We start from the raw sequence: 26,025 nt of genomic DNA, 5'->3' as shown, positions 1-26,025 counted from the left end.
CCGGGCCGCCCTCTTAGGGATTGACGATCAATACACAATCGGTGCCGGCGCACCGGCGACGGCTTGGCGTTGGCGGAAGCTGTACAGGTAGCAGAGCAGCCCCAGCAGGAACACCACGCCACTGGCCAACCGCGCCCAGAACAAGACAGTCAAATGCTCGACCGTGGCCATGAACGGCAAGGCCACACCGTCCACCGGCCAGCGCTGCAACCACACCTGCACCACGCCGGCGGCGGTGAGGAACAGGGTGATCATCACCATCGACAGCACCATCAGCCAAAAGCCCCAGATTTCAATGGTCTGCGAACGCGCATCGGGTGCTTCGCCGAGGCCGCGCAAGCGTGGCATGGCGTAGCTGATCAGGGTCATCACGATCATCGCGTAGGCCCCGAAGAACGCCAGGTGGCCGTGGGCCGCCGTGAGCTGGGTGCCGTGGGTGTAGAAGTTGACCGGTGCCAGGGTGTGCAGGAAGCCCCAGACCCCGGCGCCGAAGAACGCCGTCACCGTGGTGCCCTTGGCCCACAAGGTGGCCGCGCGGTTCGGGTGCTGGCGCCGCCGACGTTTGACCATGGTGAAGGCGAACATCACCATCGCCAGGAACGGCAGCGGCTCCAGGGCCGAGAAGATCGAGCCGACCCACAGCCACACCTCGGGTGCGCCGATCCAGAAGAAGTGGTGCCCGGTGCCGATGATCCCGGTGATCAAGGCCATGGCGATGATCACGTACAGCCATTTCTCCACCACTTCACGGTCGACGCCGGTGACCTTGATCAGCACGAATGCCAGCATCGAGCCCATGATCAGTTCCCACACGCCTTCGACCCAAAGATGCACCACCCACCACCAGTAGAACTTGTCCCGTGCGAGGTTGCCGGGGTTGTAGAAGGAGAACAGGAAGAACACCGCGAGGCCGATCAGGCCGGTCATCATCACCATGCTGACCGTGGTTTTGCGGCCCTTGAGCAGGGTCATGCCGATGTTGTAGAGAAAGCCCAGGCACACCACCACGATGCCCATTTTGGTAATGGTCGGTTGCTCGAGGAACTCGCGACCCATGGTCGGCAACAGTTCGTTATGGGTCAGCTTGGCCAGCGCCGCATACGGCACCAGCAGGTAACCGAGGATGGTCAACACCCCGGCCACGGCAAACACCCAGAACAGCACGATCGCCAGTTTGGGGCTGTGCAGCTCGCGGTCGGCCTCCTCGGGTATCAGGTAATAGGCGGCGCCCATAAAGCCGAACAACAGCCAGACGATCAACAGGTTGGTATGGACCATCCGCGCCACGTTGAAGGGGATCAACGGGAACAGAAAGTCGCCCACCACGTATTGCAGGCCCATGATCAGGCCAAACAGCACCTGGCCGACGAACAGGATCAAGGCAAACACAAAGTAGGGTTTGGCCACGGCCTGGGATTGGAATTTCAGATAGGGATTGGCGCTGCGCATGGCTCAGCCCTCCTTGTTCGGTGGCCAGTTATTGGTATCGATCTTCGAGCTCCATTTGAGGAACTCGGCCATGTCGTCCACCTCCTGGTCGCTGAGGTTGAATTGCGGCATGGCCCGACGCCCCGGCACCCCAAGGGGCTGCATTTTCATCCAGGCGTGCAGGAACGGCTTGAACCCTTCGTCACCCCCACGACGCTTGAACACATTGCCCAGCTCCGGCGCAAAGTACGCGCCCTCGCCCAACAGGGTGTGGCAACCGACGCAGTTATTACGCTCCCAGACGCTCTTGCCGCGGATCACCGATTCAGTGAGCTGGTCGACGTTGCTGCGGGCGGGAAAGGTTTGTTCGGTGTGGTAGGTCAAGGCCAGGAAAATCAGGAAGAAGAACACGCTTCCTCCGAAATAGATGTTCCTGGCCATGCCCTTGGTGAAGGTCTCTGACATGGTCGCTTCCTCATGGCTTGGCGGTGGCCATGATAGGAAGGTGGGGGGTGAAAACCGCTTGATGGCGATCAAGAATTGTTGATCGGGGTGGTCGGGTATTCTTGGGGGATTGAGTAGCGGTTGGTTTGGCTCCGTTTGATTCAGGGCGCAGCGAAGCAGTTAAGCGTGCTCTTGAGCGTTGCCCAGTGAGCCGCTTCGGCTGGCCCGAGGGGTTGGGTCTTGACGTAACTCAACGCGATCAGGCGGCGTGTGCCCGGTAGTTGCAGCGCCAACTGGTACTGGTAAAAGCTGTCGCTGCCTTTGTTGAAACTGTTCTGCACTTCATAGGCATCGACATCCTGTGCGGTCCCCACCTTTATGGCTTGCACTGGCGAGTAACGAAGGTACGTCTCCTGCTGTTCGAGCGTCTTGAGCTGCGCTTCGAAGTTACTTCGCAACGTTTCGCCGTCCGCCAGCGGGCTACGGCTGACGACCAGCGTGGTGCCCAGGTGGGCGAACTTGAGGATATTGATCGAGGCATCCTGTACGGCTGCATCGGGCAAGGTGAATTGGGCTTCATTGATCAAGTAGTTCATGGTGTAAGTATCTCGTTATTGGCCGGCGCCCGGCTTGTCCGCAAATGTTGATTCGACGGCGTTATGGATAGTGGCTCGCACACCCTGCTGACCGGGTGATGTGCCCTTGTCACTGCCCTGGTTGATATCCAGTTTGCCTTGTGTCTGGATCTTGCTGCTGCCGGAGGAAAACAGATTGAACGAGCCACAGGTCAGGTTGATGGCTCCGTCTGCCGTGAGCTCAATCACACTGTCACCACACACCAGGCGAATACTGTCTCCAGCTTCGACGGTATAGCGCGTGGCGGCGCTGTCGGATTTGGCGCCGCCCACCAGCAGGGTGTCGTTGTTGCGTACTACGCGCAGGCGATTAGCGCCAATCGTCACCGTCTCGTTGTGCCCGATGCGCTTGTTGCGGTCATGCCCCACCGAGTGGCTTTCGTCCACTTCGACGACGACGTCCTGATTCCGCTCGGCATGGATATACACTTGCTCCAACCCCTTCTTGTCCTCCATGCGGATTTCATTGAAGTTGGCCGGCGTGCCGCCCTTGCTCGAACGACTTTTCATGCCGCTCTGGGTCGCGTTCTCCGGCAAATCGTAGGGCACCGTCTGCTCCGCGTTGTACACCCGCCCGGTAATGATCGGCCGGTCGGGGTCGCCTTCCAGAAAGCTCACAATCACCTCCTGGCCGATCCGTGGGATCTGCATCGAGCCCCAGTTCTTGCCGGCCCAGGATTGCGACACGCGTATCCAGCACGAGCTGTTTTCGTTGGATTGGTCGTGGCGGTCCCAGTGGAAATGCACCTTTACGCGGCCGTATTGGTCGGTCCAGATTTCTTCGCCTTTGGGGCCGACCACCAGCGCGGTCTGCGGGCCTTTGACGATGGGCCGGTGAGTGTTGGCCAGCGGGCGGAAGTTTTGTTGGGCATCGATGCAGGTGAGGCTGCTTTCGTACTGCGCAGAGTTTGAGCCGCCGCCGCTTTCCAGGCTTTCCTGATGGATGTTGTAGCGGATGCCGACGATCAGGTATTCGCGGTTCTGGTCCTGGCGACTGAAGCCGGTGAGGCTGAACAGGTGGCCGGAACCGAGGCCGCGGGCGTTGCCGCTGAATTCGATTTGTTCATGCAGGGTTTGCAGCGCTTCGATGCGGGTGCGCGCGTAGTGTTCGCCGTCCGCGCTTTGCACGTAGGTGCCGGGGTAGTCGTACAGCGGATAGTCGCCGGCGGTGTGCGGGCGCGGCATGGCCGAGCGCACGTCGATGCTCGCGCTGGGGCGCTGGAAGTCGTAGTCGTTAAGCTCCAGCGAGCCCGGCTGCACTTGCTGCGCCAGGTGCCAGTTGTGCAGGTGGTCGCGTTCGCGTTGCTGCTCGTCCTTGGGGTAGTACGGAACCGACGCGTAGCCCGGCACCGTGGCGTGGGCGCCGTAGGCATCGGCCAGCACCAGTACGTGACGGTCCTGTTCGTGTCGGAAGAAGTAGTAGATGCCTTCCTGTTCCATCAAGCGGCTGACGAAATCGAAGCTGGTTTCGCGGTACTGCACGCAGTATTCCCACTCGCGGTACGGCCGGCTCAGGGCGTCTTCGAAGTCGGAAAAACCCAGGTCGCGGAACACCTGCTTGATGATCTGCGGGATGCTCTGGTTCTGGAAAATCCGACAGTCCGACGTGCGGCTCAGCAGCCACAGCCACGGGCGCAGCGTGACCTGGTAGCTGGCGAACTGGCCCTGGTCGATACTCTGGCTGCACTGCGCGACGATCCCGTGGAAATACCGCTCGCCACCGTCCGCCAGTTGCAGGCCGACGCTCATCGGCTTGCCGAGCAACTGGTTGAGGTCGATGTTGGCGTCCAGGGAGGTCAGTTGCAGCTCATAGGCGAACAGCCTTCCCAACTCTTCGCCGCCGCCCATTTGATTGAGCAGCAGCACGTCCGGCCCGAGGGGGCTGGTGATTTTGGTTAGGCGTGAGGTTTGGTTGAATAGCATCGAAGTACCCTAATAGCTGAACAAATGTGGGAGGGGGCTTGCCCCCGATAGCAGTGTTGAAGTGCGCCCCAAAAGTTGGACAGTGATTGTTAGGCTACAGCGGACCGGGCTCTGTACGCTACAGGGCTCAGTCCGCCAAGCTTCGTTTTGATTCGTTTATGGTTGTAGTAATGGATGTATTCAGCCAGTCCAGCCTGCAACTGAGCCACGCTGTCGAAGCTTTCCCTGTAGTAAAATTCTGACTTCAACGTACCAAAGAAGCTCTCCATTGTGGCGTTGTCATAGCAGTTTCCTCTGCGTGACATGCTCTGTTCCAACCCTGCTTTTTCTAGTTGATCCCGGTACTTTGGGTATCGATAGTGCCAACCCTGATCCGAGTGCAGCATGGGTTTGACGCCCTCAGGCAAGCGCTCAAGAGCTTGTTCCAGCATGTCGCCCACCAACGCATATTGGGGGCGTGTGGCGGTCTGATAAGCCACGATTTCTCCGTTGTACAAGTCTAAAACTGGAGACAGATACAGCTTTCCGCCAGCCACTTTGAACTCGGTGACATCCGTTACCCATTTCTGATTCGGTTGTTCAGCCTCGAACTGACGAGCCAGGGTATTGGGCGAGACTTTTCCCATCGGCCCTCGATACGATCTGTATTTCTTCGGTCGTACCGTACATTTCAGACTCAACTCCCCCATCAGTCGCCGCACCGTTTTACTGTTGATCAACTGTCCGTTGCTGCGCAGAGCTAAAGTCATACGACGATAGCCGAAGCGCCCCTTATGCTCGTCTTGAAGGCTCTGGATAGAGGCTTTCAGCGAAACGAACCGGTCTGCTCCGTCCATCGCCTTGAGTTGGTAGTAGTACGTGCTGCGGGCGAGCCCAACCAGTTTGAGCAAAGGGTCCAAAGGGAAGCTTTGCCTCAACTCAGAGATTAATCGGGCTTTTTCTTCGCTTCTTTCTCGCGCCTCATTACCGCCTCGCCTAACTCCCCAAGCTTTTTTAGGTAGGCGTTCTCCATGCGCAAATACTGGAGTTCATCAAGTAAAGCCTTGTGAGCACGCTCTTGGTCGGTGAGTGGGGCAGCCGTTTTTCGAGGTTTAGCTGGTGGTTTGGACATAGCGATATTCAATCCTTTTTCCCCTGAGGCCAGGGCTTCAATACCGCCACTGTAATACTGCTGCTGCCATCTGCCCACTTGGGTAGAGTCACCCAGATTGAAGAGTGCCGCTGCGCGGCGAAAAGAGAGGGAATCACGCCACATGCGTTGCAGAACGGAGAACTTGAACAAAGCACTATAACGTCCACCGGAACTACTCAGACTGGCCTCACCGTGCAGCCGGTAAGCTTCCACCCAGCGGCGAAGCAAAGTGGGGTCCATTTGAAATCGGGCTGCAATATGGCGAAAGCCACGGCCTCGCTCTAGGAAGGCGGTAATGGCGGAAAGTTTGAACTGCGCGGTGTACTTGCTCATGAAAAAGCCCCAGGAGTTGGATGAGTGTCCAACTTTTGGGGCGCACTTCAGTGTTTCAGTTGATGCATGTGGTGACTGATTCACCGCCATCGGGGGCAAGCCCCCTCCCACATTTGCATTGCATTCCAACAGTCGTTATTCGGTGTCGCTGAAGTCGTAGTGCAGTTCGTTTTCCCGGCTGCTGATCCGCACACCCGCCAGCGCCTTGCCTTCGAGCATGCGCGAGAGGAATTCATGCCCTTCAGGACCGTTTTATTTATGCCTTTTTGCACTCGCTTAAGTGGCCAGAAAATAAACAGACCAAATAACAAATAGACCTATCCCGTCTTACGCGCCTGGGCGATAAGCGCTGAGCGATAGTCTTAGTCATTAGGCATAAAAACCTCACTGATATCAGCGCCTCTTAATTTCAATGATTTTATTGCGCTCTTTATTTCAAGTGCGGTTTCGATGCCGAGAATAATGGCCGGGCTTTTTTCTTTCCCGCTACCGAAGCCAATACTTGTGAAAAACATTCCATATTCCAGAGGCTTTCCAGTTTCTTGATAGAAACTCGGGATGGGAACCACACAGTCAAAATATTGACCACACGTACTACAGAGGTTTTCCAACTGTTGAGCACTGTATTTGATGATTTTTTGAGGCTGCATCATGAACAGCTGATTTTTTTCATTGACTAATGAAAATCCAACACTCAATTTTAAATTTTCGATGTATTCCTTGAAACGTAGCGACGCGATGAAGCGCCCATCATAAGTTGCACCAATATCAGCCTTGTTTGGTGTTTTCAGTTCTCTAGGCAGATAGCTTTGATCAATGCAGCAACCACAGGTTTTGCAAAAAATACTATCAGGTGCTCCATCAAAAAAGTACGCGTGATTATCTATAGCGCTTAAGTTGTAGGCAATGGTTAAGAACTGAGTCACTACTTTAGCCCCTGGTGTTGTGTGAAGAAGTCAAAAATAGCATATTTGTATTATGCACCTTTCCTTTTGTCGGAAAAATTTAACCCACCCATCAAGTCAATGTGGTCGATTGTGGTAAACTTCCCCACATCCGAATCATAAAACCTAAACATATTAAAATGCAGCCCCGTCTCCCGATCCAGATACTGCTCCTGAAACCGCAATTTCTGTTCTTCAATGTAATATGGCTCACGCACTTCCTCCAACGTATTGCCCCACACTCGATAAGTCGCCCGCCAGATGTCGTGGCCGTCGACCTCGGTCAGTTGTTCACGCAGCCCGTTGAGATCGGTGGGTAGTAGCGGACTTTCTGCAGCGCCCCACTACCGTCGATGCGAGCCAGGAGGACATGGCCTTCGTCTTCGTAAATATTGAGGCTGGTCTGGGTGTGCCTGTGTTACCTTTAAACTAAATATCGATAAAAAAGCTCGACCTCATGCGGATCTTCAAGCGATTTTAACGCCGCCTTGTAGTGCTCCTCAACTCTCTGCTTGAGCCCCTCAGTAGCGAGTAAGTATAGAGCAGGGTACACGGTATTGGAGCGAATCCATTCATTTGAATCTACTTCATCAAACCACTTGAGTGCTAACTCAACGCTGGTCAGTAACTGCTCTTTCCAGCCCGGCTTTTCATCCGGAGTTTCGAATGAATATAGCCATATCGAAAACCTCTCATTGAAGTGCTGAAGTGATTCGCTGGATTCCTTCAGTATCCGCCAATCGGTCAGTTCGGCGACAACCTGATTGGATGTGCGAGTTTTTATAGATTTCTCTATAATTGATTTTGACCAACTTTCCGGATACTCGAACTTGTCATCTCTCAGTGCCTTTTCAAGGACTGTATTCACATGCACCATCAGTGTCGGATCGAGAAGCTGCAGCGTCAAGTGGAGAGAAAACCATCCTTTTTGCTTGGAAAGCCCCATTGAGTAGCGCCTGATTCGACCCTTATTGTCGGTTTTTTCAAAAAAACGGTCTTTTTTTTGCGTGAACCCATGGTTTTCAAACGTCTCAGCTATACCTGAGGTCAGTAATTTCAACATATTCTCGACACTTCCAATCATTACGGCAGCCTCCATAGTGGCACCCTAGCCTCACTCACAGTAACACCTGTTGCTTTTTTCCCGGAATGCCCAAATACCCCCTGCCCATTAGTGATGACTTTATCTTTTGCAAGCTGGGCTTTAGAGCGTATTGCACGGCCTGATTTAACTTCGACAGAAATGATTTTTTGTGTTTTGTTATTTCTTATTAAAATATCTACGTAGCGGCCCCGCCCTGCGCCTGGCGTTCTTACATAAACCTGCCTACCGAGCACGGTAACATTAGGGTTTTTCATGAGCCTCTGATAAACCAGGTTCTCCGCTGCTAAACCATTGACCTTATTCTGCCGTCGCTGTGCAGCGGAGCATGCCCAACCCAATGGGTCTATCCATCCCGAAGGATTAGGAGCGTATTGATAAAGGTTGAACCCACCCATCAAGTCAATAGGGTCGGTTGTTGTAAAGCGACCCACATCCGGATCATAAAACCTAAACGTATTAAAATGCAGCCCCGTCTCCCGATCCAGATACTGCCCCTGAAACCGCAAATTCTGCTCTTCAATGAAGTAAGGTTCCCGCACCTCCTCCCGCGTATTGCCCCACACCCGATAAGTCGCTCGCCAGACATCATGGCCGTCGGCCTCGGTGAGTTGCTCCGGCAAGCCGTTCAGGTCGTTGTGGTAATACCGCACGCGTTGGTATTCACCGTTACCGTCGACCCTGGCGAGTGGCTCGTAACTGTCGCCATCGTAGAGATAAAGGCTGGTCTGACTGTGTTTATGCTCCTGCAACAACCGCAGGCCATCCCAGGTGAACCGGGTTTCGCCCAGCGGGTAGCCATCGCTGTCGTGTTCAGTTTTTTCAATGCGCCGGCCCAGCGGGTCGTAGGCCATCCTGACCACGCTGCCGTTGTCATTGCGTACTTCAACCAACCGGCTTTCGGCGTCGTAGGCAAAGCGCTGCAAACCACGCACAGCGCTACGCTTTTCAACCATTCGCCCAAAAGCGTCGTAGGTATAGCGCTTGTCTTGATACGTCAGCAGCCGGTTATGCCGTACCAGGCCGCTTTGTTGTGGCCCGTCGAGCAGGTTGGCCGCCGCATCGTAGGCATAGGTTTCGATCCGGCCTATCTGTTGGCTGACGAGGATACGTCCGCTACTGTCGTAGGTCAGGTGCTCTTGGCAGTCGGTACGGCGGCGTCCGATCAGGTTGTCGCTGGGGTCGTAGCTGTAGTGGGTTTCGACCAGGGGCGGCAACTGCCACGGTTGGTCGATGCTGCGACGCTGGCGTGAGCGGACCCGGCCACTGCGGTCATAGTCGGTATTTGTTCTGAGTTGACCCTGGGTGCGTTGCAGTTCGCGGTGCAGGCGGTCGCGTTCGAAGTCGCTGATGACGTGGCCGTCGAGATTCAGTTGATGCAGGTGGCCGCTGCCGTAGTACAGGCGATTGAGCCAGCGTCCGTCAGGCAAGTGGGTTTGAGTCAGGTTGCCCAATGCGTCGTAATGGTGTTGCAGACACCCCGCCGAGCTGTGTTCTTCGAGCAATTGCCCCAGCGCGTCATAGCTAAAGCCAAGTGCTTGCTCGCGCCCGTCGAGGGCGGTGAAGGTGACCGCGACCAGTTGGTCGTTCAGGTCGTGCTTATAAACGGTGGTGCCGTCGGCGGTGACTTTGCTGACCAGGCGCCCGAGCGGGTCGCGTTGGAACTGGTGTGTCAGCGCGTCTACCGCCTCGCCTTCGCTTCCCGGCAGGTAAGCGACGGCGACGACGTTATCCAGCGGGTCATAGGTATAGCAGCGCCGACTGTGGTCGAGGTCTTGTTGGTGCACCAGGCGGTCGGCCGCGTCCCACTCAAAGCGATAGCTTTCGCCGTTTTCATTGGTCAGTTTCAGCAGTCGCCCGTAGGCGTCGTGGTCGAAGGTGACGCAACGGTTGTGCGCGTCCCAGCGTTGCTTGACCTGGCCGCGCCGGTCGTAGGCATAGCGGTAGGTGTTGCCAGCGGGGTCGACATAGCCCGTCAGATAACCACTGGCGTTGCGCTGGAAATGCTCAAGGCGCCCGTCCGAAAGTCGGCATTCCAGCAACAACCCTTGCCGGTTGTACTGATAGCGCACCGACTCACCTTCAGCATTGGTGTGCACCAGCACATTGCCGAACGCATCGTACTGGTAGCCGGTGGCGTAGCCCGAGCAATCCACTTCTTCGATCAGTTGGCTCCACTCGTTCCAGTGCAGCTTCCGGATTTTGTCGGTGGCATCGATGATCTGCACCGGCTGGCCGAAATCGTCGTAGACGTAGCGGGTGCGGTTGCCCAGCGGGTCGATCTCTTCGATGCAGTTGCCATGCCGGTCGTAGCGGTAATGCCAACGGTTACCCGCCGGGTCGGTTTCCACTTCGGGCAATGCCCAATGCGCCAGCCACTGTGTGTTGCTGATCCTGGCCAGAGGATCGGTCACTGCGCTGAGGTTGCCGGAGTCGTCGTAACTGAAGCGCCACTGGCCGTTTTGCGGGTCAATCGCGCCGAGCAATTGGCGATCTTCGCTCCATTCGAATTGCCAGGCATGGCCCAGGTTATCGACGTAGCGGGTGATCTGGTACTGCGGGTTCCAATAGCGCGTGCTGACCCGCTGCAGGCCATCGGTGACGCGCGTGATACCGGCATCCAGGTCGTAGTCGAAGGTGAATGCATCGCCGGCATCGGTCCAATGCCGGCTGACGCGCCATTCTTCACCCTGCGGGCCAGACACTGCGCGCCATTGGTAGAAGCAGCGCAAGCCGCTCGGCAGTTGGTGTTCGACCATGCGCCGCGCGCTGTCGTAAGCAAAACGTCGTTGCCGCGTGCCTTGTGCGTCGAGGACTTCGGCCAGGTTGCCGTGGGTGTCGTAGCGATAGCTGACCAGCACGTCGCTGCGCCCAGCAAAATGTTGCCGATGCAGGTAACGGCGCTCGATATGGCTCACGCGCCGCGGATGCTCGGCGGTGTAGCTCACGTCGACGTGCATCAGCTCGTGGCTGTCGCGCAGGCGACACAGGCGCCCTTGCGCGTCGTAATCCAGAAAGATGCGCCCTTCGTTACGATCGCCCAGCAAATGCAGGCGCATCCGCAAGGAGTTCAGAGGGTCGGGCTCGAAGAGCCGATACAGGCCGTCGATACTTTCGATCAGGATGGCGCCGTCGGCGCTGCGCCTGACCGCAAGGCCTTCGCCGGGGCTGAAGGCGCCGCCTGACAACGGGATGTAGCCGATGTCTATACGGCGCCCCTGTTCGTCGATGTAGGTGAGGTGGTCATCTTGATCGATCTCGACGGCGACCTCATAGGCAACGCTCCAGCCGGCGCCGAAAAGGCCGTCGTGGCGTTGATCGAGGCTGCTGTAGAAGCGCTGCCAGTCGATGGGGAGCAGGCCTGGCAGGACGAAGTCCAGTTCTTCTTCGGCGCCGAGGATTTTGGCGCCGGTCGGGCTATGCACCGGGTTGGGCGAGCCGTTGACCGCACTGTTGAGTGCCGAGGTGAGCTTGCCGGTTCCATACGCCACCGCCCCGCCCGCCAGCGCGCCGCCGACCAGGCATGGCAATGCGCTCCTAAAGCCCCGCACATTGCCGCGTAGGGCGAGCAGCGCGGCAATCGCCAAACCGACGCCCGGTGTCTTGCCACTGCGAATTTCGCGCACCACGACGGGGTCGCCGCCGATACGCACATCGGCAGAAATCAGCCCTTCGACGCTGCCGATCTTGGCGCCACACGTGCTGCGGTCACCGCTGCGGGCGGCCGGTTGCCCGTTGATGAAGACCGAACTGGAACCCTCGGCAATGAATTGCTCGGGCATGGGTGGGTGCTTGCTGCAGGCGACCGTGTCCAGCGCACACGGCACGGTACCGGCAGCGGGTGTGGCGACCGTCGGGCGCCACAGTTGTGAGAAAAATCCCTGTGCCATGTCCAGAAAACTGGGGGCCGGGGGCTCACTGCGCGCGACCGGCACCGCCATCATCTTTCCGGCGGCCCGGGCGGCCGGTTTGCCATTGATGAAAACGTCGTCTGAGCCACTGGTGATAAAGGCCTCGATCACCGGCGGAAAAACCCAGTTGGCGGCGGTTTCGCACCAACTGGAGATCTTCACGTCAGCCCCCGAGAGCCCGGCGGTGACCCCCACCACCGCGCCGACCGCCAGCCCCAGGGCGACGCAGCCAACGCCGCCAGTGGCGATGGTCACGCCGGTCGCTGCAGCGATCAACGCGCCAGCGGCCAGGCAGCCCACGGACGTGATGGCGGCATAGGCGGCGACTTCCAGCACACCGCCGAGGACATCGGCCATCATTGAGGTGTGCAGCAGCGCGTCGCCCTCGCGGGCGGCCCAAAACGCGTCAGTCATGCCCGCAATCCCTGCCTGAAAAGGCCGGAATCAAATCACGCGACTAACGTGTTGCTCAGGTGAGACTTTCCCAGAGGGGCGTAAGACTTTTCCCAAAACAGGCGGAGCGGAGGTGCCTGCGATGCAGACACCTCAGTCCATCAGGTCCACCCAGGCGATGCCATCGCAGGCAAGCCAGCTCCCACAGGTGACCAGGCCTGGCTTCCAGGATCAAGTCGGCTATACGGCCGCCTCGCTTTGGCTTTTGATCTTGGGCACTCCGAGCCTAGACAAGCCCCACCACCAACACCAAAACGACAGGCCAGCCCAGCACCAGAGCGCGCCAAAACCCTGGAGCATGCCGCAACTCCATAAACCCATCGGCAATCATCCACGCCTTGACCACCGCTAGCAGCAAAACCACCAGCCACAGCCCGGAGCCGCCGGCCAGCACGGTGCCGACGCTGAGCACCACCAACGCGGCCCAACACACGATCAGCCCTTGGGAAGCGGTCATCGGCACCTCATCCAATCACGTAAACCAACGGAAACAGCACCACCCACACCAGGTCCACCATGTGCCAATACAGCACCCCCGACTCCAACCCGCCGACCGACAGCCCGCCGCGCCAGCAGCCCAGCGCCAGCCACGCGAGAATCACCATGCCCAGCAGCACATGCAGGAAATGAAACCCCGTGAGTATCCAGTACAAGGTAAAAAACGTGCTGTGCTCCAGGCCCAGTCCGGCCGCGCCGAGGTGGGCGTACTCGGTGAGCTTGATCGCCACATAGACCAACGCCACCAACAGCGCCGCGACGAACAAACCGGCGCCGCGTCGCCCGCGCTGCAATCGCACCTGCTGCAACGCCAGCGCGGCGAGCAACCCGGCGGTCAACAGGCTCAAGGTCATCGCCAGCCCGGTGGAGGTGTCCAGTTGCGCGCGCCCTTCGGCAAACACCTCGGGCTTGAGCACCTGGGTCACGGCAAACGCGAGGATCAGAATCGCGAACACCGACAACTCGGCGAGGATGAAAAACCACATCGCCAGGTCGCCCGGCAGGCGGCGCGGTTCAGGCAAAGTGCACATCGACCACGTCCATCAAGGCGGCCACGGTGTGCGGGTCGTCCGTCAGCGCTTCGGCCAGGCACGCCAGGCAGGCTTCGCGAATGGGCATGCCGGCAGCGATCAGGCGCGCGGTAAAAATCAGCAGGCGCGTGGAGGCCACTTCTTCCAGGTCGTGTTGATCGAGGCGGCGCAGGGCCTGGCCGAGGCGCACCACCTGGGTCGCCAGGGCAAGGTCCACCTGGGCCTCACGCGCGACGATGCGCGCCTCGCCCTCGACGGCCGGGTAATCGAAGCGCATCGCGACGAAACGCTGGCGGGTGCTGGGCTTCATGCCCTTGAGCAGGTTCTGGTAACCGGGGTTATAGGACACCACCAGCATGAATGACGGCGGCGCCTTGACCACTTCGCCGGTGCGTTCCAGGTACAACTCGCGGCGGTCGTCGGCCACCGGGTGCAGCACCACGGCGGTGTCCTGGCGCGCCTCGACCACTTCGTCCAGGTAGCAGATGCCGCCTTCGCGCACGGCGCGGGTCAGTGGGCCGTCCTGCCACCAGGTGCCCTCGGCGCCGATCAGGTGGCGGCCGATCAGGTCGGCGGCACTCAGGTCGTCGTGGCAGGCCACGGTGTACAGCGGCAAGTGCAGACGATGCGCCATGTGCTGCACGAAACGGGTCTTGCCGCAGCCCGTGGGGCCTTTGATCAGCACCGGCATGCGGTGGCGCCAGGCGTGTTCGAACAGCAGCTGTTCATTGTCCAGGGGTTGGTAGAAGGGCTCAGTCATGACAGGCATCCACAGCGGGTTTGACGGCCACGCTACGGGCGCCTGCGACAACCTGGCAAGCGTCGCCTGCGGCGAACTTGATCGCGGTCAAGCGGGTATTCCGGCATGGCGCCATAGTCTGTGCCGGCACGAAGAACCTGCGCCCCGCACCGCGTTGCGAGGCACCGTAAAGGTCCCGCCTGAGGAGTAAATGGAATGCTGACTCGCAACAGAAAACCCTTCACCCTGAGCCTCGCCGCACTGAGTTGCGCGCTGGCCTTGGCACTGCCCATGAGCGCCCATGGCGCACCCCAGCCGACAGAAGTGAAAAGCGCCGGCGCGCCGGACATGAGTCAGGCCGACTTCGACACCTCCAAACAGATTTACTTCGAGCGCTGCGCCGGTTGCCACGGCGTGCTGCGCAAGGGTGCCACCGGTAAACCACTGACCCCGGACATCACCCAGGCCCGTGGCCAGGCGTACCTGGAAGCATTGATCACCTATGGCTCCCCCGCCGGCATGCCGAACTGGGGCACCTCCAATGCGTTGACCAAAACCCAGATCACCCACATGGCCAGCTTTATCCAGCACACCGCACCAACCCCACCGGAATGGGGCATGGCCGAAACCCTCAAGACCTGGAAAGTGCTGGTCAAGCCCGAAGACCGGCCGAAGAAACAGCTGAACAGCCTCAACCTGGAAAACCTGTTCTCCGTGACCCTGCGCGACGACGGCAAGATCGCGTTGATCGATGGCGACAGCAAGAAAATCGTCAAACTGATCAACACCGGCTATGCCGTACACATCTCGCGGATCTCCGCCTCGGGCCGCTACCTGCTGGTGATCGGCCGCGACGCCAAGATCGACATGATCGACCTGTGGCCTGCCGAACCGACCAAGGTCGCCGAGATCAAGGTCGGCATCGAGGCGCGCTCGGTGGAGACCTCGAAGTTCAAGGGCTACGAAGACAAGTACGCCATCGCCGGTTCCTACTGGCCGCCACAGTTCACAATCATGGACGGCGAGACCCTGGAGCCCAAACAGATCGTCTCCACCCGCGGCATGACCGTCGACAAGCAGGAATATCACCCCGAGCCCCGCGTCGCGGCGATCATCGCCTCCCACGAATGGCCGGAGTTCATCGTCAACGTCAAGGAAACCGGCAAGGTGATGCTGGTCAATTACCAAGACATCAAGAACCTCACCGTCACCACCATCGACGCCGCACCGTTCCTGCATGACGGCGGCTGGGACAGCACGCACCGCTACTTCATGACGGCGGCCAACAACTCGAACAAGGTCGCGGTGATCGACTCCAAGGAACGCAAGCTCACTGCGTTGGTCGAGGTCGGCAAGACCCCGCACCCAGGCCGTGGCGCCAACTTCGTACACCCTACCTACGGGCCGGTCTGGGCCACCAGCCACTTGGGCGACGGCGGCATTTCAGTGATCGGCACCGACCCGGTCGACCACCCGCAATTCGCCTGGAAACAGGTGGAATCGCTCAAGGGCCAGGGCGGCGGCTCGCTGTTCATCAAGACCCATCCCAACTCCCGGCATTTGTATGTCGACACCACCCTCAACCCCGACGCCAAGCTCAGCCAATCGGCAGCGGTATTTGATATCGACCATCTGGACAAGGGCTACACCGTGCTGCCGATCGCCGAGTACGCCGGCATCAAGCAAGGCGCGCTGCGCGTGGTGCAGCCGGAATACAACAAGGCCGGCGACGAGGTGTGGTTCTCGGTGTGGAACGGCCAGACCGAGGAATCGGCGCTGGTGGTGATCGACGACCAGACCTTGAAGCTCAAAGCCGTGATCAAGGACAAGCGCCTGATCACCCCGACCGGAAAATTCAATGTCTACAACACCCAACACGACATTTATTGAGCCCCATCAACACAAGGACTTCCGATGAAAAATACTCTCTTCGCACTGTTGGCCTGCACCGCTGCATTCAGCCTGCAACCGGCCCTCGCCCAAGATGGGCAGGCCTTGTTCAACAGCAAACCCTGCGTCGGCTGCCACATGGTGGGCAGCAAGCTGGTGGGACCGGCCTTGAAGGATGTTGCAGCCAAGAACGCCGGCGTGAAAGACGCCGCCGTGACCCTGGCCAGCCACATCAAGAACGGCACCCAGGGCAATTGGGGACCGGTTCCGATGCCGCCGAATCAGGTGACGGAAGACGAAGCCAAGGTCTTGGCCGAATGGGTCCTGACCTTGAAATAAGCACAAGGAGCGCGCCATGAATGCATCGATGATCGGTACGGCCATGGCGCTGCTCCTGCTGATTCCCGCGCGGGCGCTGGCCACACCGGACGCCGCCCGCCTCGAACACCTGCTGACCCAGGACTGTGGCGCCTGCCACGGCCTGTACCTCACCGGCGGCCTGGGTCCGCCCCTCACCCCGGCGGCTCTCGCCGGGCACAGCCGCGACAGCCTGACCGCCACCATTACCTATGGCCGCCCTGCCCGTGCGATGCCCGGCTGGGCGCCGTTGCTCAGTGCCGGCGAGATCGCCTGGCTGGTCGAACGCCTCCTGCAAGGAAGCCCCGCACCATGATGCGTCCCACTCTTCTATCGCTGTGCCTGCTGCTCAGCGCCTGTACCCAACCGCCGCTGCGCGGGACTGGCGACCTGGGCCTGGTGATCGAACGCGCCAGCGCCAGCGTGCAAATCATCGAAACCAGCGGGATGACGGAGCTGGGGCGGATCGACGGTTTGGGCGACCTGTCTCACGCCTCGGCGGTGTTTTCCCGCGACCAGCGCTATGCCTACATTTTCGGCCGCGATGGCGGCCTGAGCAAAGTCGACCTGCTGCGCCAACGCGTTGAAAAACGCATCCTCCAGGGCGGCAACAGCATCGGCGGCGCGATCAGCCAGGACGGGCGCCTGATTGCCGTGTCCAACTACCAACCCGGCGGGGTCAAGGTGTTCGATGCGCAGACCCTGGCCCAGGTCGCCGACATTCCCGCCACGCCCCTGGCCGACGGCAAACGCTCGCGGGTGGTGGGCCTGGTGGATGCGCCCGGCCAGCGCTTCGTGTTCAGCCTGTTCGACAGCGGCGAGATCTGGAGCGCCGACTTCAGCCAGGGCAACACCCCGCGGATCACGCGGTACCAGGGCATTGGCGAGCAACCCTATGACGCGCTGATCACCGCCGACGGCCGTTACTACATGGCCGGGCTGTTCGGTGAGGACGGCATGGCCCAACTCGACCTGTGGCATCCGGAGCGCGGCGTAAAGCGCGTGCTCGCGGATTACGGGCGCGGCCAGGCCAAACTGCCGGTGTACAAGATGCCCCACCTCGAAGGCTGGGCCGTGGCCGATAACCAAGCCTTTGTGCCCGCCGTCGGCCATCACCAGGTGCTGGTGATGGATGCGCGCAGTTGGCAGCAGACCGCCGCCATCGACGTGGCCGGCCAACCGATTTTCGTCACCGCACGCCCGGACGGGCGCCAGTTGTGGGTCAATTTCGCCTACCCGGACAACGACCGCGTGCAGGTGATCGACACCGAGACCCACCAGGTGGTGGCCGACCTGCGCCCCGGCCCCGGCGTGCTGCACATGGAGTTCACCGGGCGTGGCGAACAGCTGTGGCTGTCGGTGCGCGACGGTGAGCAGGTACAGGTCTGGGACCCGTATCGCATGACCTTGCTCAAGACCCTGCCGGCCTTGAGTCCCAGTGGAATTTTCTTCAGCAATCGCGCGCAAAAAATGGGGTATTGAGATGGACCTTGACCTGCTCAGCCGTCAATTGATCGAACGCTACCAGCACGGCATGCCGCTGTGCGCCGAACCTTATCGCGAAATGGCCCAGGTGCTGGGCTGCAGCGAGGCACAGTTGATGACGTGCCTGCACCGCCTGGAACTGGCCGGCTCGCTGTCGCGGGTCGGCCCGGTGTTCGAACACACCCGCGCCGGCGCCAGCACCCTGGCCGCCCTGGCGGTGCCGGTCGAACGCCTGGAACAGGTGGCGCGGCGCGTCAACCAGTACCCGGAAGTCAACCATAACTATGTCCGCGAGCATCAATACAACCTGTGGTTTGTCTTGACCGGCCCGCACCGTCAGCACCTGCAACAGATCCTCGACGAGCTGGAGCAAGACACCGGCCTCATCCCCCTGGACCTGCCGATGCTCACCGCCTACCGCATCGACCTCGGGTTTTCCCTGGGAGCGCATCCGTGATCGTCCCGCTGAGCCAAGAACAGATGCTCGACCTGCGCCAATGCCTGGAGCGCGGTTTGCCCCTCGTGACGCGGCCCTACGACAACCTCGCCGAACAGATCGGCGCGCACCATGACCAGGTGTTGCAACAGATGCAGCAATGGCAGGAACAAGGCCTGTTCCGCCGCGTCGGCCTGGTGCTCAATCACCGCGCCCTGGGCTTTGTCGCCAATGCGATGCTGGTGCTGGATGTGCCCGATGCGCTGGTGGATGAAGTCGGCAACCGCCTGGGCCACGCGCCCGGCGTCAACCTGTGTTATCAGCGCCCGCGCCGCCTGCCGCAGTGGCGCTACAACTTGTTCTGCATGGTGCATGGCCGCGAACGCAAGGAGGTCACGGCGCATATCCAGCTGGTGCTGGAACAGCAGCAATTGAGTGACCTGCCGCACCAACTGCTGTTCAGCACCCGCGCCTTCAAGCAATGCGGCGGGCGCTTTACGCCGCCGTCGTCGCAGGTGTGGGCCCATGGATGATCTCGACCGGCGCCTGATCAATCGCCTGCAACACGGCCTGCCACTGGTGCGCGATCCCTGGCAGCAGGTGGCGCAGGAACTGCACAGCCAGCCGAGTGAAGTGCTCGACCGCCTGCATGACCTGCTCGAAGACGGAGTGCTGACGCGCTTCGGTCCGATGTTCGATGTCGAGCGCCTCGGTGGCGCCTTCACCCTGGCCGCGTTGACTGTGCCCGAGGCGCGGTTTGAGGCGGTCGCCGAACAACTCAACGCATTGCCCCAGGTGGCCCACAACTACCGCCGCGAACACCGCTGGAACATGTGGTTCGTGCTGGCCTGCGGCACCGAGGCGGAACTGGCCGCCACCCTGTCCCGCATCGAGACCCTGACGGGGTTGGCGGTGCTCAATCTGCCGAAGGAGCAAACCTACCATGTCGGTCTGTATTTCCCGGTCTGATGACCACCTGGCCCTGCGCCTGGTCGCCCTCACCCAGGCTGGCCTGCCGCTGCTGGACGATCCCTGGGCCTGGCTCGCCGAGCAGTTGGGCATCAGCGTCGAGTCGACCCTCGACCTGCTCAAGCGCCTGCAGGCCGAGGGCGCGATCCGGCGTGTCGCCGCCGTGCCCAACCATTACCGCCTGGGTTATCGCCACAACGGCATGACCGTGTGGGACGTGGCCGACGTGCAGATGCCGCGCCTGGGCGAATTGATCGGGGCGCAGCCGTTTGTCAGCCATTGCTACCGCCGCCCGCGCCGTCCCGACTGGCCCTACAACCTGTTCGCCATGGTGCATGGGCGTAGCCGCGAAGAAATCGACAGCTACCGCGAGCACCTGCGCTACCTGCTCGGCGATGCCTGCCGCGCCGACGAGATGCTGGTGAGCAGCCGCATCCTGAAAAAAACCGGCCTGCGCCTGACGCCGGCAACCTAGAAGGAGCGTCCCATGCTGCGGATCAGTCAGTACCTGCGTACCCTGGCCGGACAATGCCCGCCGCCCCGCACCTCGCCGCCCGGCAAGGACCGGCCGCCGGTGGTGATCTGGAACCTGCTGCGGCGCTGCAACCTCACCTGCAAACACTGTTACGCCACCAGCGCCGACAGTGTGTTTCGCGATGAACTGGACACCCCGGCCGCACTCCAGGTGATCGATGACTTGCACGCGGCCGGGGTGCGCGTGCTGATTCTGTCGGGCGGCGAACCGCTGCTGCGTGCAGACCTGTTCCAGCTCAGCGCCTATGCCCGCGACAAAGGTTTTTTTGTCGCGCTGTCGAGCAACGGCACGCTGATCGACGAACAGAATATCCAGCAGATCGCCGACGCGCGTTTCGATTACGTGGGCATCAGCATCGACGGTCTACAGGCGACCCACGATGCGTTTCGCCAGTTGCAGGGCAGTTTCCAGCGCTCGATGCACGCTATCCGCCTGTGCCGCGAGGCCGGGATTCGCGTGGGCCTGCGCACCACCCTGACCCAGGAAAACCATGGGCAGTTGCCGCAACTGCTGGCGCTGATGCGTGACTACGATGTGCAGAAGTTCTACCTGTCGCACCTCAACTACAGCGGGCGCGGCAAACGCAGCCGCCAGCTGGACGCGCACCGGCAGATGAGCCGCGATGCGATGACGCTGATATTCCAGCAGGCCTGGCACGACATCGAAAACGGCGTCGACAGTGACTTCGTCAGCGGCAACAACGATGCCGACGCGGTGCTGTTGCTGCAGTGGGTCCACCAGCATCTGCCCGAGCATTACCCGCAACTGGAACACCTGCTGCACGGCTGGGGCGGCAATGCCTCGGGCAGCGGCGTCGCCAACATCGACAATACCGGCGAGGTCCACCCCGACACGTACTGGTGGCAGCACTCGGTAGGCAACGTGCGCAACACCACGTTCCGCCAACTCTGGCTGGACCAACCCGACCCGTTGCTGCTGCGCCTGCGCGAACACCCGCGGACCATCGGCGGGCGGTGTGCCGAGTGTCGCTGGCTACCGATCTGCAACGGCAATACGCGCACCCGCGCCTGGGCCGACGGCGACCTTTGGGGCCCCGACCCCGGTTGCCACCTCAGCGACGCCGAGATCGCCCTGCAGCCTTGCAACCTGATCCCTTGCTCGACCACCCGGTGACACAACCGGGGGCAGCCCACCTGATGATGTACCAAGGACGTCTCATGCACACTCCGACCGCCTTACCTGCCAGTTTGCACAGCCCCTTCCACCCCGGCGAAGTCGCGTTGGTGGGCGCCGGCCCCGGCGACCCGCGCTTGCTGACCCTGCGCGCCTGGAGCCTGCTGATGCAGGCCGATGCGGTGGTCTTCGATCGGTTGGTCAGCGCCGAGTTGTTGGCGCTGATCCCGCTGACTTGCGCGCGCCATTACGTGGGCAAGGCCAGCGGCTGCCACAGCCTGCCCCAGGATGAGCTCAACGAGCTGCTGGTAGAACTGGCCGACCAGGGCCAACGGGTGGTGCGCCTCAAGGGCGGCGACCCGTTTATCTTCGGCCGTGGCGCCGAGGAGCTGGAATACCTGCTGGCCCACGGCGTGCCCTGCCAGGTGGTACCGGGCATCACCGCCGCGTCCGGGTGCAGCGCCTATGCCGGCATCCCCCTGACCCACCGCGACCTGGTCAACTCCTGCCGCTTCGTCACCGGGCACCTGCAACGCGACGGCGCGTTGAAGCTGCCTTGGGCCAGCCTGGCGGAGCCGAGCCAGACGCTGGTGTTCTATATGGGCCTGTCGAACCTCGCGCTGATCGCCGAACACCTGGTGGCAGCCGGCCTGCCGGCGGACACCCCGGCGGCGCTGATCAGCAACGGCGCGCGCGCCGACCAGCACGTGGCGCGTGGCACCCTGCGCCAATTGCCGACAATGGCCGCCGACTGCGAACCCGGTGTGCCGACCCTGACGGTAATTGGCCAGGTGGTGAACCTGTTCGCCGGGGCCGCCCTGCACTTCCCCGCCAGCCTGTCGCCGGCCCGCGAAGCGGTGGCGGTATGAAACGCCTGCTGCTGGTGCCCTTGCTCTGGGCTACCACCGCCCACGGCACGCCGGCCGAGGACTACCAGCGTCACTGCGCAAGCTGCCACGGCCTCAACCGCATCGGCGCCAGCGGCCCGGCGCTGCTGCCGGAAAGCCTGGGGCGGATCAAGCCCGAGGAAGTGCGCAAGGTCATCGAGCAAGGACGCCCGGCCAGTCAGATGGCCGCGTTTGCGCCACAGCTGAGTGCCGCGCAGATCGACGGCTTGGCGAATTTCCTGCAGCAACCGCCCGCCACACCGGCGACCTGGAACGCGCAGGACATCCATAACAGCCACACCCTGCTGGCAGACCTGAGCCGCTTGCCGACCACGCCTTCGCATCACGCCGACCCGCTCAACCTGTTTGTGGTGGTGGAGTCCGGCGACCATCACATCGACATTCTCGACGGTGACACCTTTGCCGTGCTGGACCGCTTCCCGACCCATTTCGCGGTCCACGGCGGGCCGAAATTTTCACCGGATGGACGCTTTGTGTACTTCGCCTCGCGCGACGGCTGGATCAGCCTGTACGACCTGCACAACCTGAAACTGATCGCCGAGACCCGCGTGGCACTCAACACGCGCAACCTCGCGGTGAGCAAGGACGGACGCTGGGTGCTGGTGGGCAATTACCTGCCGGGCAACCTGGTGGTGCTGGATGCCCGCGACCTGTCGCTGGTCAAGACCCTGGACACCGCGTCCCGGGTCAGCGCGGTGTACACCGCACCGCCGCGCAACAGCTTTATCGTGGCGCTCAAGGACGTGAATGAAGTCTGGGAGCTGTCCTATGCCGCCGCCCAGCCGAGCTTCGAACCCCGACGCATCCAGGCCCAGGACGTGCTCGATGACTTTTCGTTTTCCCCCGACTACCGCCAACTGATCGCCACCTCACGCAAGGCCGGCGGCGGCCAGGTCATCGATCTGGACAGCGGCCACGTGGTCACCGACATCCCGCTGTCCGGCATGCCGCACCTGGGTTCGGGCACGTATTGGCAGCGCAATGGCCAGTGGGTGTTTGCCACGCCGAATATCAGCAAGGGGCAAATCTCGGTGATCGACCTCAAGACCTGGAAACTGATCAAGCAGATCCCCACCCTCGGCCCGGGGTTTTTCATGCGCAGCCATGCGAACTCGCGTTACGTGTGGAGCGATGTGTTTTTCGGGCCGGACAACGATGCGATTCACCTGATCGACAAACAGACCCTGGAAATCGCCCACACCCTGCGCCCAATGCCAGGCAAGACCGCCGCCCACGTGGAATTCACCCGCGATGGTCGCTACCTGTTGCTGAGCATCTGGGCCACCGATGGCGCGTTGATCGTCTATGACAGCCAGACACTCAAGGAGATCAAGCGCATCCCGATGAACAAACCATCGGGCAAGTACAACGTGGGCAACAAGGTTGAATTTGCCGAAGGCACGTCACACTGAACAGGAATTGAAATGAAAATCCCCTGTGGGCGCTGTCGAGCGCCCACAGGGGATACAGTCCTATCCGCTCAAACCGTGCGGGAAAACTGGCCTTTGTGCGCGCCTCCCAGGTAGGCGTCAAAGGCCATGGCCACGCTGCGCACCATCAGTTGGCCCTTGGGCAACAGTTGCAGCGCATCGGCCTGGATCAGCAATAGCCCGTCCGCTACCTGCTCGTCCAATTGCAGCAGTGCCTCGGCGAAATAGTCGTTGAAGCGCACGCCGTGGTCCGCCTCGATCCGTGGGAAGTCGACCCGGCCGTCACACATCAGGCCGTTGATCACTTCACGGCGCAGCACGTCATCCGGGTTGAGCCGATAACCGCGCTGCACCGGCAGCATCCCCGCGTCGAGTCGGGCGTAGTACTGGGACAGCTCCTTGACGCTCTGGCTGTAACTGTCACCGACCTTGCCGATGGCCGATACGCCAAGGCCGATCAGGTCGCAGTCGGCATGGGTCGAATAGCCCTGGAAGTTGCGCTGCAAGGTGCCGTTGGCGCGGGCCAGCGCCAGTTCATCGTCGGGCAAGGCAAAGTGGTCCATGCCGATGTAGACGTAACCGGCCTCGGTCAGGCGGCGGATAGTCAGTTCCAGCAGTTCCAGCTTGCGCGCCGGCGGTGGCATGTCTTCGGGGCGGATCATGCGCTGGGCGCGGATCTGGCTCGGCAGGTGCGCGTAACTGTAGGCGGCCACACGGTCGGGGCGCAGGGCGATCAGCTTGCTCAAGGTCACGTCGAAGCTGGCCACGGTTTGCAGCGGCAGGCCATAGATCAGGTCGACGCTCACCGATTTGAAGTGTGCCTCACGGGCTGCGGCCACCAGTTGCAGAATCTGCGCTTCGCTTTGCACGCGATTGACCGCCGCCTGCACGTCGGGGTCGAAGTCCTGCACGCCGAAACTCAGGCGATTGAAGCCCAGGCGGCGCAGCGTGTTGATCCGCTCGACGCTGATGGTGCGCGGGTCGACCTCGATGGAGAACTCATGGGCGTCGCTGTCATCCAGGGTGAAGTGTTCGGCCAGGCAGGCCATCAGCTCGGCCAGTTGCGTATCGTCCAGATAGGTCGGCGTGCCGCCGCCCAGGTGCAACTGGGTCAGGCGCCGGGAACGCTCGAACAACGCCGCCTGCATCTGGATCTCGCGCTTGAGGTAAGCCAGGTACTCCACGGCCCGGTGGGTCTTGCGGGTGATGATCTTGTGGCAACCGCAGTAATAACAAAGGCTCTGGCAAAACGGGATGTGGATGTACACCGACAACGCCTTGGGCGTGGCCACCTGGTGACTGGCGCGGACCGCCTGATGATAGTCATCCAGGGCGAAGGCGCTGTTGAACTGCGGCGCGGTCGGGTACGAGGTGTAGCGCGGTCCCGGTCGGTCGTATTTGTGCACCAGGGCACGGTCGAATTCAAACGCACTCATGGTCGATCACCTCGTCGTTGGCGCTGACCGGGGTGGCGAGCACAGCCCGTTCAAACAATGCGCAAATACCGTCCACCTGCGGCAGGCCGGCCGGCAGCAACCAGATGAACGTCGGGGACAGCTCGATCAGACCGTCGCGGTGCAGGGCTTCCAGCAGCGGCCACAGGTAGGCGAAATAGCGCGCGAACACCAGGCCGTAGCGCCGCTCCACCGCCTGCACATCCAGTTCCAGGTCACAGGCCAGGCGTTCGGCCACGTGCAAGCGCACCGGGTCAGAGGTTTCGCGGAACCAGCCCCGCTGCGTGGCGAGCTGAGCATTACCCAACTGTTCGCGGTACTCGCGGGCATCGGCCGTGTTCTGCACGCACAGGGTGTCGATCTGGCTGATGGCGCCGAGGCCGAAACCGACGTGGTCGCAATAACCGTGCAGGGTGAAGCCCTCGCAGTTACGGCTCAGGCGCCCGCGTTCCTGGGCTTGCTTGAGGTCATCGTCGGCGCGGGCGAACTGGCCCAGACCGATGTAGTGATAGCCCGCCGCCGCCAGGTGCTGAAAGCAGAGACGGCGCATGGCGCTCTTATCCGACTCGCTGCAGAACGCCTGGGGTTGTTGGGATTGATAGCGCACAGGCGCGTGGGCGTAATCGAATACTTGCAAGCGATCCGGCTCCAGGGCGATCAGGCTGGTCAGTTTCAGCTCGATACTGGCTGGGGTCTGCCAGGCATGCCCGTAGCCGAGGTCGATGTTCACCGAGCGAAACCCGAAGGTGCGGGCCGCATCCACCAGCGACTCGATCGGCGCCGGGTCCTGATACCGCGCCTGGCACAGCGGCCCCTCGCGGTTGGCGTCCGGCACGCCGATGCTTGCATGGTTGAAGCCTTGTCCGCGGAGCAGGCCCATCGTGGCCCAGTCCATGTGCCAGGGGTCGAGGTCGATGCAGTAGTCGCCCCGGTCGTGGTCGAGAAAGTTGAAGCGCTCATGCAACAGCGCCATCAACTGCTGCACCTGGGCGAACGCCGGTGTGGTGCCGCGCAGGTGAAAGTGATCGACCGGCTGGCGGTTGCCGAGTTGGCAGCTGATCAGGTGGATTTCCTGGGCGAGGCTGTGCCAATAGTCACCGCCAACGTCACTCGTCGGCCAGTGCAGGTTCAGCGCCAGGGGCCGCTGGCGCTGACGGCTGTCGCGCAAGGCGCGCAACAGGTCGAGGGAGCCGACACCGGCATGGAAGCGGCGGGTGTCCGTTTGGCAAGCCAGGTCCAACACGCCTTGATCGTGACGAAAGCGAGCGGGATGAAGATGGGTGCGCATGACAGACTCCGGTTCGGGCGGCGGTGGTGCATTGTCCGGTGCGACCCGGCAACGCACCTTGATATGC

At 61.2% G+C, this 26,025-nt stretch carries 24 protein-coding genes and 2 pseudogenes; 11 read left to right on the top strand and 15 right to left on the bottom strand.

Annotated features, from left to right (window positions below; all coding sequences use genetic code 11):
• Positions 1–27: 27 nt before the first annotated feature.
• The 13 genes and pseudogenes from J2Y83_RS10920 to J2Y83_RS10865 all read right to left on the bottom strand — a co-directional run bounded on the left by J2Y83_RS10920 (position 28) and on the right by J2Y83_RS10865 (position 14,093).
• Positions 28–1,449: a cbb3-type cytochrome c oxidase subunit I gene (locus J2Y83_RS10920; RefSeq protein ID WP_253395116.1), complete on the bottom strand. Its 1,422-nt coding sequence runs from the start codon at positions 1,447–1,449 to the stop codon at positions 28–30.
• Positions 1,450–1,452: 3 nt separating this feature from the next.
• Positions 1,453–1,893, bottom strand: a complete 441-nt coding sequence (locus J2Y83_RS10915) for a c-type cytochrome (RefSeq protein WP_017849342.1) — start codon at positions 1,891–1,893, stop codon at positions 1,453–1,455.
• Between the two features lie 140 nt (positions 1,894–2,033).
• Positions 2,034–2,468 (bottom strand): DcrB-related protein, encoded by a 435-nt coding sequence (locus J2Y83_RS10910; RefSeq protein ID WP_253395114.1) that lies wholly within the window; start codon positions 2,466–2,468, stop codon positions 2,034–2,036.
• 15 nt (positions 2,469–2,483) lie between these two features.
• Complete coding sequence (locus J2Y83_RS10905; protein ID WP_253395112.1) at positions 2,484–4,430, bottom strand: type VI secretion system Vgr family protein; 1,947 nt, start codon at positions 4,428–4,430, stop codon at positions 2,484–2,486.
• Positions 4,431–4,519: 89 nt separating this feature from the next.
• A protein-coding gene (locus tag J2Y83_RS10900; protein ID WP_253395110.1) for an IS3 family transposase occupies positions 4,520–5,895 on the bottom strand; the annotation gives its coding sequence in 2 pieces (ribosomal slippage) (positions 4,520–5,392 and positions 5,395–5,895; 1,374 coding nt in all).
• 135 nt (positions 5,896–6,030) lie between these two features.
• Positions 6,031–6,129: pseudogene (locus tag J2Y83_RS29850) on the bottom strand (hypothetical protein); the annotation flags it as partial.
• A gap of 128 nt (positions 6,130–6,257) precedes the next feature.
• Positions 6,258–6,821 (bottom strand): hypothetical protein, encoded by a 564-nt coding sequence (locus J2Y83_RS10895; RefSeq protein ID WP_253395109.1) that lies wholly within the window; start codon positions 6,819–6,821, stop codon positions 6,258–6,260.
• Between the two features lie 77 nt (positions 6,822–6,898).
• Positions 6,899–7,257: pseudogene (locus tag J2Y83_RS10890) on the bottom strand (RHS repeat-associated core domain-containing protein); the annotation flags it as partial.
• Positions 7,258–7,263: 6 nt separating this feature from the next.
• Positions 7,264–7,938 (bottom strand): hypothetical protein, encoded by a 675-nt coding sequence (locus J2Y83_RS10885; RefSeq protein WP_132849943.1) that lies wholly within the window; start codon positions 7,936–7,938, stop codon positions 7,264–7,266.
• On the bottom strand, positions 7,923–12,266 hold the full coding sequence (locus tag J2Y83_RS10880) for an RHS repeat-associated core domain-containing protein (RefSeq protein WP_253395107.1): 4,344 nt from the start codon (positions 12,264–12,266) through the stop codon (positions 7,923–7,925). Before J2Y83_RS10880 ends, J2Y83_RS10885 begins: the two co-directional genes overlap by 16 nt.
• Positions 12,267–12,531: 265 nt before the next feature.
• A complete protein-coding gene (locus J2Y83_RS10875) occupies positions 12,532–12,762 on the bottom strand; it encodes a cytochrome C oxidase subunit IV family protein (RefSeq protein WP_253395105.1) in 231 nt (76 codons plus the stop codon).
• Between the two features lie 7 nt (positions 12,763–12,769).
• Positions 12,770–13,333 (bottom strand): cytochrome c oxidase subunit 3, encoded by a 564-nt coding sequence (locus tag J2Y83_RS10870; RefSeq protein ID WP_253395103.1) that lies wholly within the window; start codon positions 13,331–13,333, stop codon positions 12,770–12,772.
• Positions 13,317–14,093 (bottom strand): CbbQ/NirQ/NorQ/GpvN family protein, encoded by a 777-nt coding sequence (locus J2Y83_RS10865; protein WP_253395101.1) that lies wholly within the window; start codon positions 14,091–14,093, stop codon positions 13,317–13,319. Before J2Y83_RS10865 ends, J2Y83_RS10870 begins: the two co-directional genes overlap by 17 nt.
• Before the next feature lie 270 nt (positions 14,094–14,363).
• Between J2Y83_RS10865 and nirS the strand changes: the two genes are divergently transcribed.
• From nirS to J2Y83_RS10810, 11 genes are read left to right on the top strand one after another with little or no spacing between them, the layout of a single operon-like run.
• Positions 14,364–15,962, top strand: a complete 1,599-nt coding sequence (gene nirS / locus J2Y83_RS10860) for a nitrite reductase (protein ID WP_253400374.1) — start codon at positions 14,364–14,366, stop codon at positions 15,960–15,962.
• 24 nt (positions 15,963–15,986) lie between these two features.
• Positions 15,987–16,301 (top strand): c-type cytochrome, encoded by a 315-nt coding sequence (locus J2Y83_RS10855; protein ID WP_253395099.1) that lies wholly within the window; start codon positions 15,987–15,989, stop codon positions 16,299–16,301.
• Positions 16,302–16,317: 16 nt separating this feature from the next.
• Positions 16,318–16,635, top strand: coding sequence for a c-type cytochrome (locus J2Y83_RS10850; RefSeq protein WP_301294963.1), 318 nt, complete (start codon positions 16,318–16,320; stop codon positions 16,633–16,635).
• Entirely contained in the window at positions 16,632–17,801 is a 1,170-nt protein-coding gene (locus J2Y83_RS10845; RefSeq protein WP_253395097.1) for a cytochrome D1 domain-containing protein, read from the top strand. Before J2Y83_RS10850 ends, J2Y83_RS10845 begins: the two co-directional genes overlap by 4 nt.
• Before the next feature lies 1 nt (position 17,802).
• Positions 17,803–18,261, top strand: coding sequence for an Lrp/AsnC family transcriptional regulator (locus J2Y83_RS10840; RefSeq protein WP_247407497.1), 459 nt, complete (start codon positions 17,803–17,805; stop codon positions 18,259–18,261).
• A gap of 23 nt (positions 18,262–18,284) precedes the next feature.
• Positions 18,285–18,773 carry a siroheme decarboxylase subunit beta gene (gene ahbB / locus J2Y83_RS10835; protein ID WP_301295142.1) on the top strand — a complete coding sequence of 163 codons (489 nt, stop codon included), beginning with the start codon at positions 18,285–18,287 and terminating at the stop codon, positions 18,771–18,773.
• Positions 18,766–19,209, top strand: a complete 444-nt coding sequence (locus J2Y83_RS10830; protein WP_247407493.1) for an Lrp/AsnC family transcriptional regulator — start codon at positions 18,766–18,768, stop codon at positions 19,207–19,209. The genes ahbB (J2Y83_RS10835) and J2Y83_RS10830 overlap by 8 nt, the downstream gene beginning before the upstream one ends.
• On the top strand, positions 19,184–19,684 hold the full coding sequence (ahbB, locus tag J2Y83_RS10825; RefSeq protein WP_253395095.1) for a siroheme decarboxylase subunit beta: 501 nt from the start codon (positions 19,184–19,186) through the stop codon (positions 19,682–19,684). The genes J2Y83_RS10830 and ahbB (J2Y83_RS10825) overlap by 26 nt, the downstream gene beginning before the upstream one ends.
• Before the next feature lie 12 nt (positions 19,685–19,696).
• Complete coding sequence (gene nirJ, locus J2Y83_RS10820; RefSeq protein WP_253395093.1) at positions 19,697–20,878, top strand: heme d1 biosynthesis radical SAM protein NirJ; 1,182 nt, start codon at positions 19,697–19,699, stop codon at positions 20,876–20,878.
• 44 nt (positions 20,879–20,922) lie between these two features.
• Positions 20,923–21,747, top strand: a complete 825-nt coding sequence (gene cobA, locus J2Y83_RS10815; RefSeq protein ID WP_253395091.1) for a uroporphyrinogen-III C-methyltransferase — start codon at positions 20,923–20,925, stop codon at positions 21,745–21,747.
• Positions 21,744–23,198: a cytochrome D1 domain-containing protein gene (locus tag J2Y83_RS10810; protein WP_253395089.1), complete on the top strand. Its 1,455-nt coding sequence runs from the start codon at positions 21,744–21,746 to the stop codon at positions 23,196–23,198. The genes cobA and J2Y83_RS10810 overlap by 4 nt, the downstream gene beginning before the upstream one ends.
• A gap of 68 nt (positions 23,199–23,266) precedes the next feature.
• Here the strand turns inward: J2Y83_RS10810 and hemN are convergent, their stop codons facing one another.
• Complete coding sequence (gene hemN / locus J2Y83_RS10805) at positions 23,267–24,652, bottom strand: oxygen-independent coproporphyrinogen III oxidase (RefSeq protein ID WP_253395087.1); 1,386 nt, start codon at positions 24,650–24,652, stop codon at positions 23,267–23,269.
• Positions 24,639–25,958, bottom strand: a complete 1,320-nt coding sequence (locus J2Y83_RS10800) for a coproporphyrinogen III oxidase (RefSeq protein WP_253395085.1) — start codon at positions 25,956–25,958, stop codon at positions 24,639–24,641. Before J2Y83_RS10800 ends, hemN begins: the two co-directional genes overlap by 14 nt.
• Positions 25,959–26,025 lie beyond the last annotated feature (67 nt).

It is taken from the genome of Pseudomonas marginalis, assembly GCF_024169655.1.
Classification (GTDB): Bacteria; Pseudomonadota; Gammaproteobacteria; order Pseudomonadales; family Pseudomonadaceae; genus Aquipseudomonas; species Aquipseudomonas paraveronii.
Note: the sequence above shows the minus strand (reverse complement) of the source record. Positions and strands in the feature narration are given on the sequence as shown.

Coding starts and splice junctions, on each gene's coding strand:
- J2Y83_RS10920 (WP_253395116.1), bottom strand. CDS start 1,449: ATGCGCAGCGCCAATCCCTATCTGAAATTCCAATCCCAGGCCGTGGCC.
- J2Y83_RS10865 (WP_253395101.1), bottom strand. CDS start 14,093: ATGACTGAGCCCTTCTACCAACCCCTGGACAATGAACAGCTGCTGTTC.
- J2Y83_RS10850 (WP_301294963.1), top strand. CDS start 16,318: ATGAATGCATCGATGATCGGTACGGCCATGGCGCTGCTCCTGCTGATT.
- J2Y83_RS10830 (WP_247407493.1), top strand. CDS start 18,766: ATGGATGATCTCGACCGGCGCCTGATCAATCGCCTGCAACACGGCCTG.
- J2Y83_RS10875 (WP_253395105.1), bottom strand. CDS start 12,762: ATGACCGCTTCCCAAGGGCTGATCGTGTGTTGGGCCGCGTTGGTGGTG.
- ahbB (WP_301295142.1), top strand. CDS start 18,285: ATGCTCGACCTGCGCCAATGCCTGGAGCGCGGTTTGCCCCTCGTGACG.
- J2Y83_RS10885 (WP_132849943.1), bottom strand. CDS start 7,938: ATGGAGGCTGCCGTAATGATTGGAAGTGTCGAGAATATGTTGAAATTA.
- J2Y83_RS10840 (WP_247407497.1), top strand. CDS start 17,803: ATGGACCTTGACCTGCTCAGCCGTCAATTGATCGAACGCTACCAGCAC.
- J2Y83_RS10905 (WP_253395112.1), bottom strand. CDS start 4,430: ATGCTATTCAACCAAACCTCACGCCTAACCAAAATCACCAGCCCCCTC.
- J2Y83_RS10910 (WP_253395114.1), bottom strand. CDS start 2,468: ATGAACTACTTGATCAATGAAGCCCAATTCACCTTGCCCGATGCAGCC.
- J2Y83_RS10845 (WP_253395097.1), top strand. CDS start 16,632: ATGATGCGTCCCACTCTTCTATCGCTGTGCCTGCTGCTCAGCGCCTGT.
- J2Y83_RS10870 (WP_253395103.1), bottom strand. CDS start 13,333: ATGTGCACTTTGCCTGAACCGCGCCGCCTGCCGGGCGACCTGGCGATG.
- J2Y83_RS10880 (WP_253395107.1), bottom strand. CDS start 12,266: ATGACTGACGCGTTTTGGGCCGCCCGCGAGGGCGACGCGCTGCTGCAC.
- cobA (WP_253395091.1), top strand. CDS start 20,923: ATGCACACTCCGACCGCCTTACCTGCCAGTTTGCACAGCCCCTTCCAC.
- nirJ (WP_253395093.1), top strand. CDS start 19,697: ATGCTGCGGATCAGTCAGTACCTGCGTACCCTGGCCGGACAATGCCCG.
- J2Y83_RS10810 (WP_253395089.1), top strand. CDS start 21,744: ATGAAACGCCTGCTGCTGGTGCCCTTGCTCTGGGCTACCACCGCCCAC.
- hemN (WP_253395087.1), bottom strand. CDS start 24,652: ATGAGTGCGTTTGAATTCGACCGTGCCCTGGTGCACAAATACGACCGA.
- J2Y83_RS10915 (WP_017849342.1), bottom strand. CDS start 1,893: ATGTCAGAGACCTTCACCAAGGGCATGGCCAGGAACATCTATTTCGGA.
- ahbB (WP_253395095.1), top strand. CDS start 19,184: ATGTCGGTCTGTATTTCCCGGTCTGATGACCACCTGGCCCTGCGCCTG.
- nirS (WP_253400374.1), top strand. CDS start 14,364: ATGAGCGCCCATGGCGCACCCCAGCCGACAGAAGTGAAAAGCGCCGGC.
- J2Y83_RS10855 (WP_253395099.1), top strand. CDS start 15,987: ATGAAAAATACTCTCTTCGCACTGTTGGCCTGCACCGCTGCATTCAGC.
- J2Y83_RS10800 (WP_253395085.1), bottom strand. CDS start 25,958: ATGCGCACCCATCTTCATCCCGCTCGCTTTCGTCACGATCAAGGCGTG.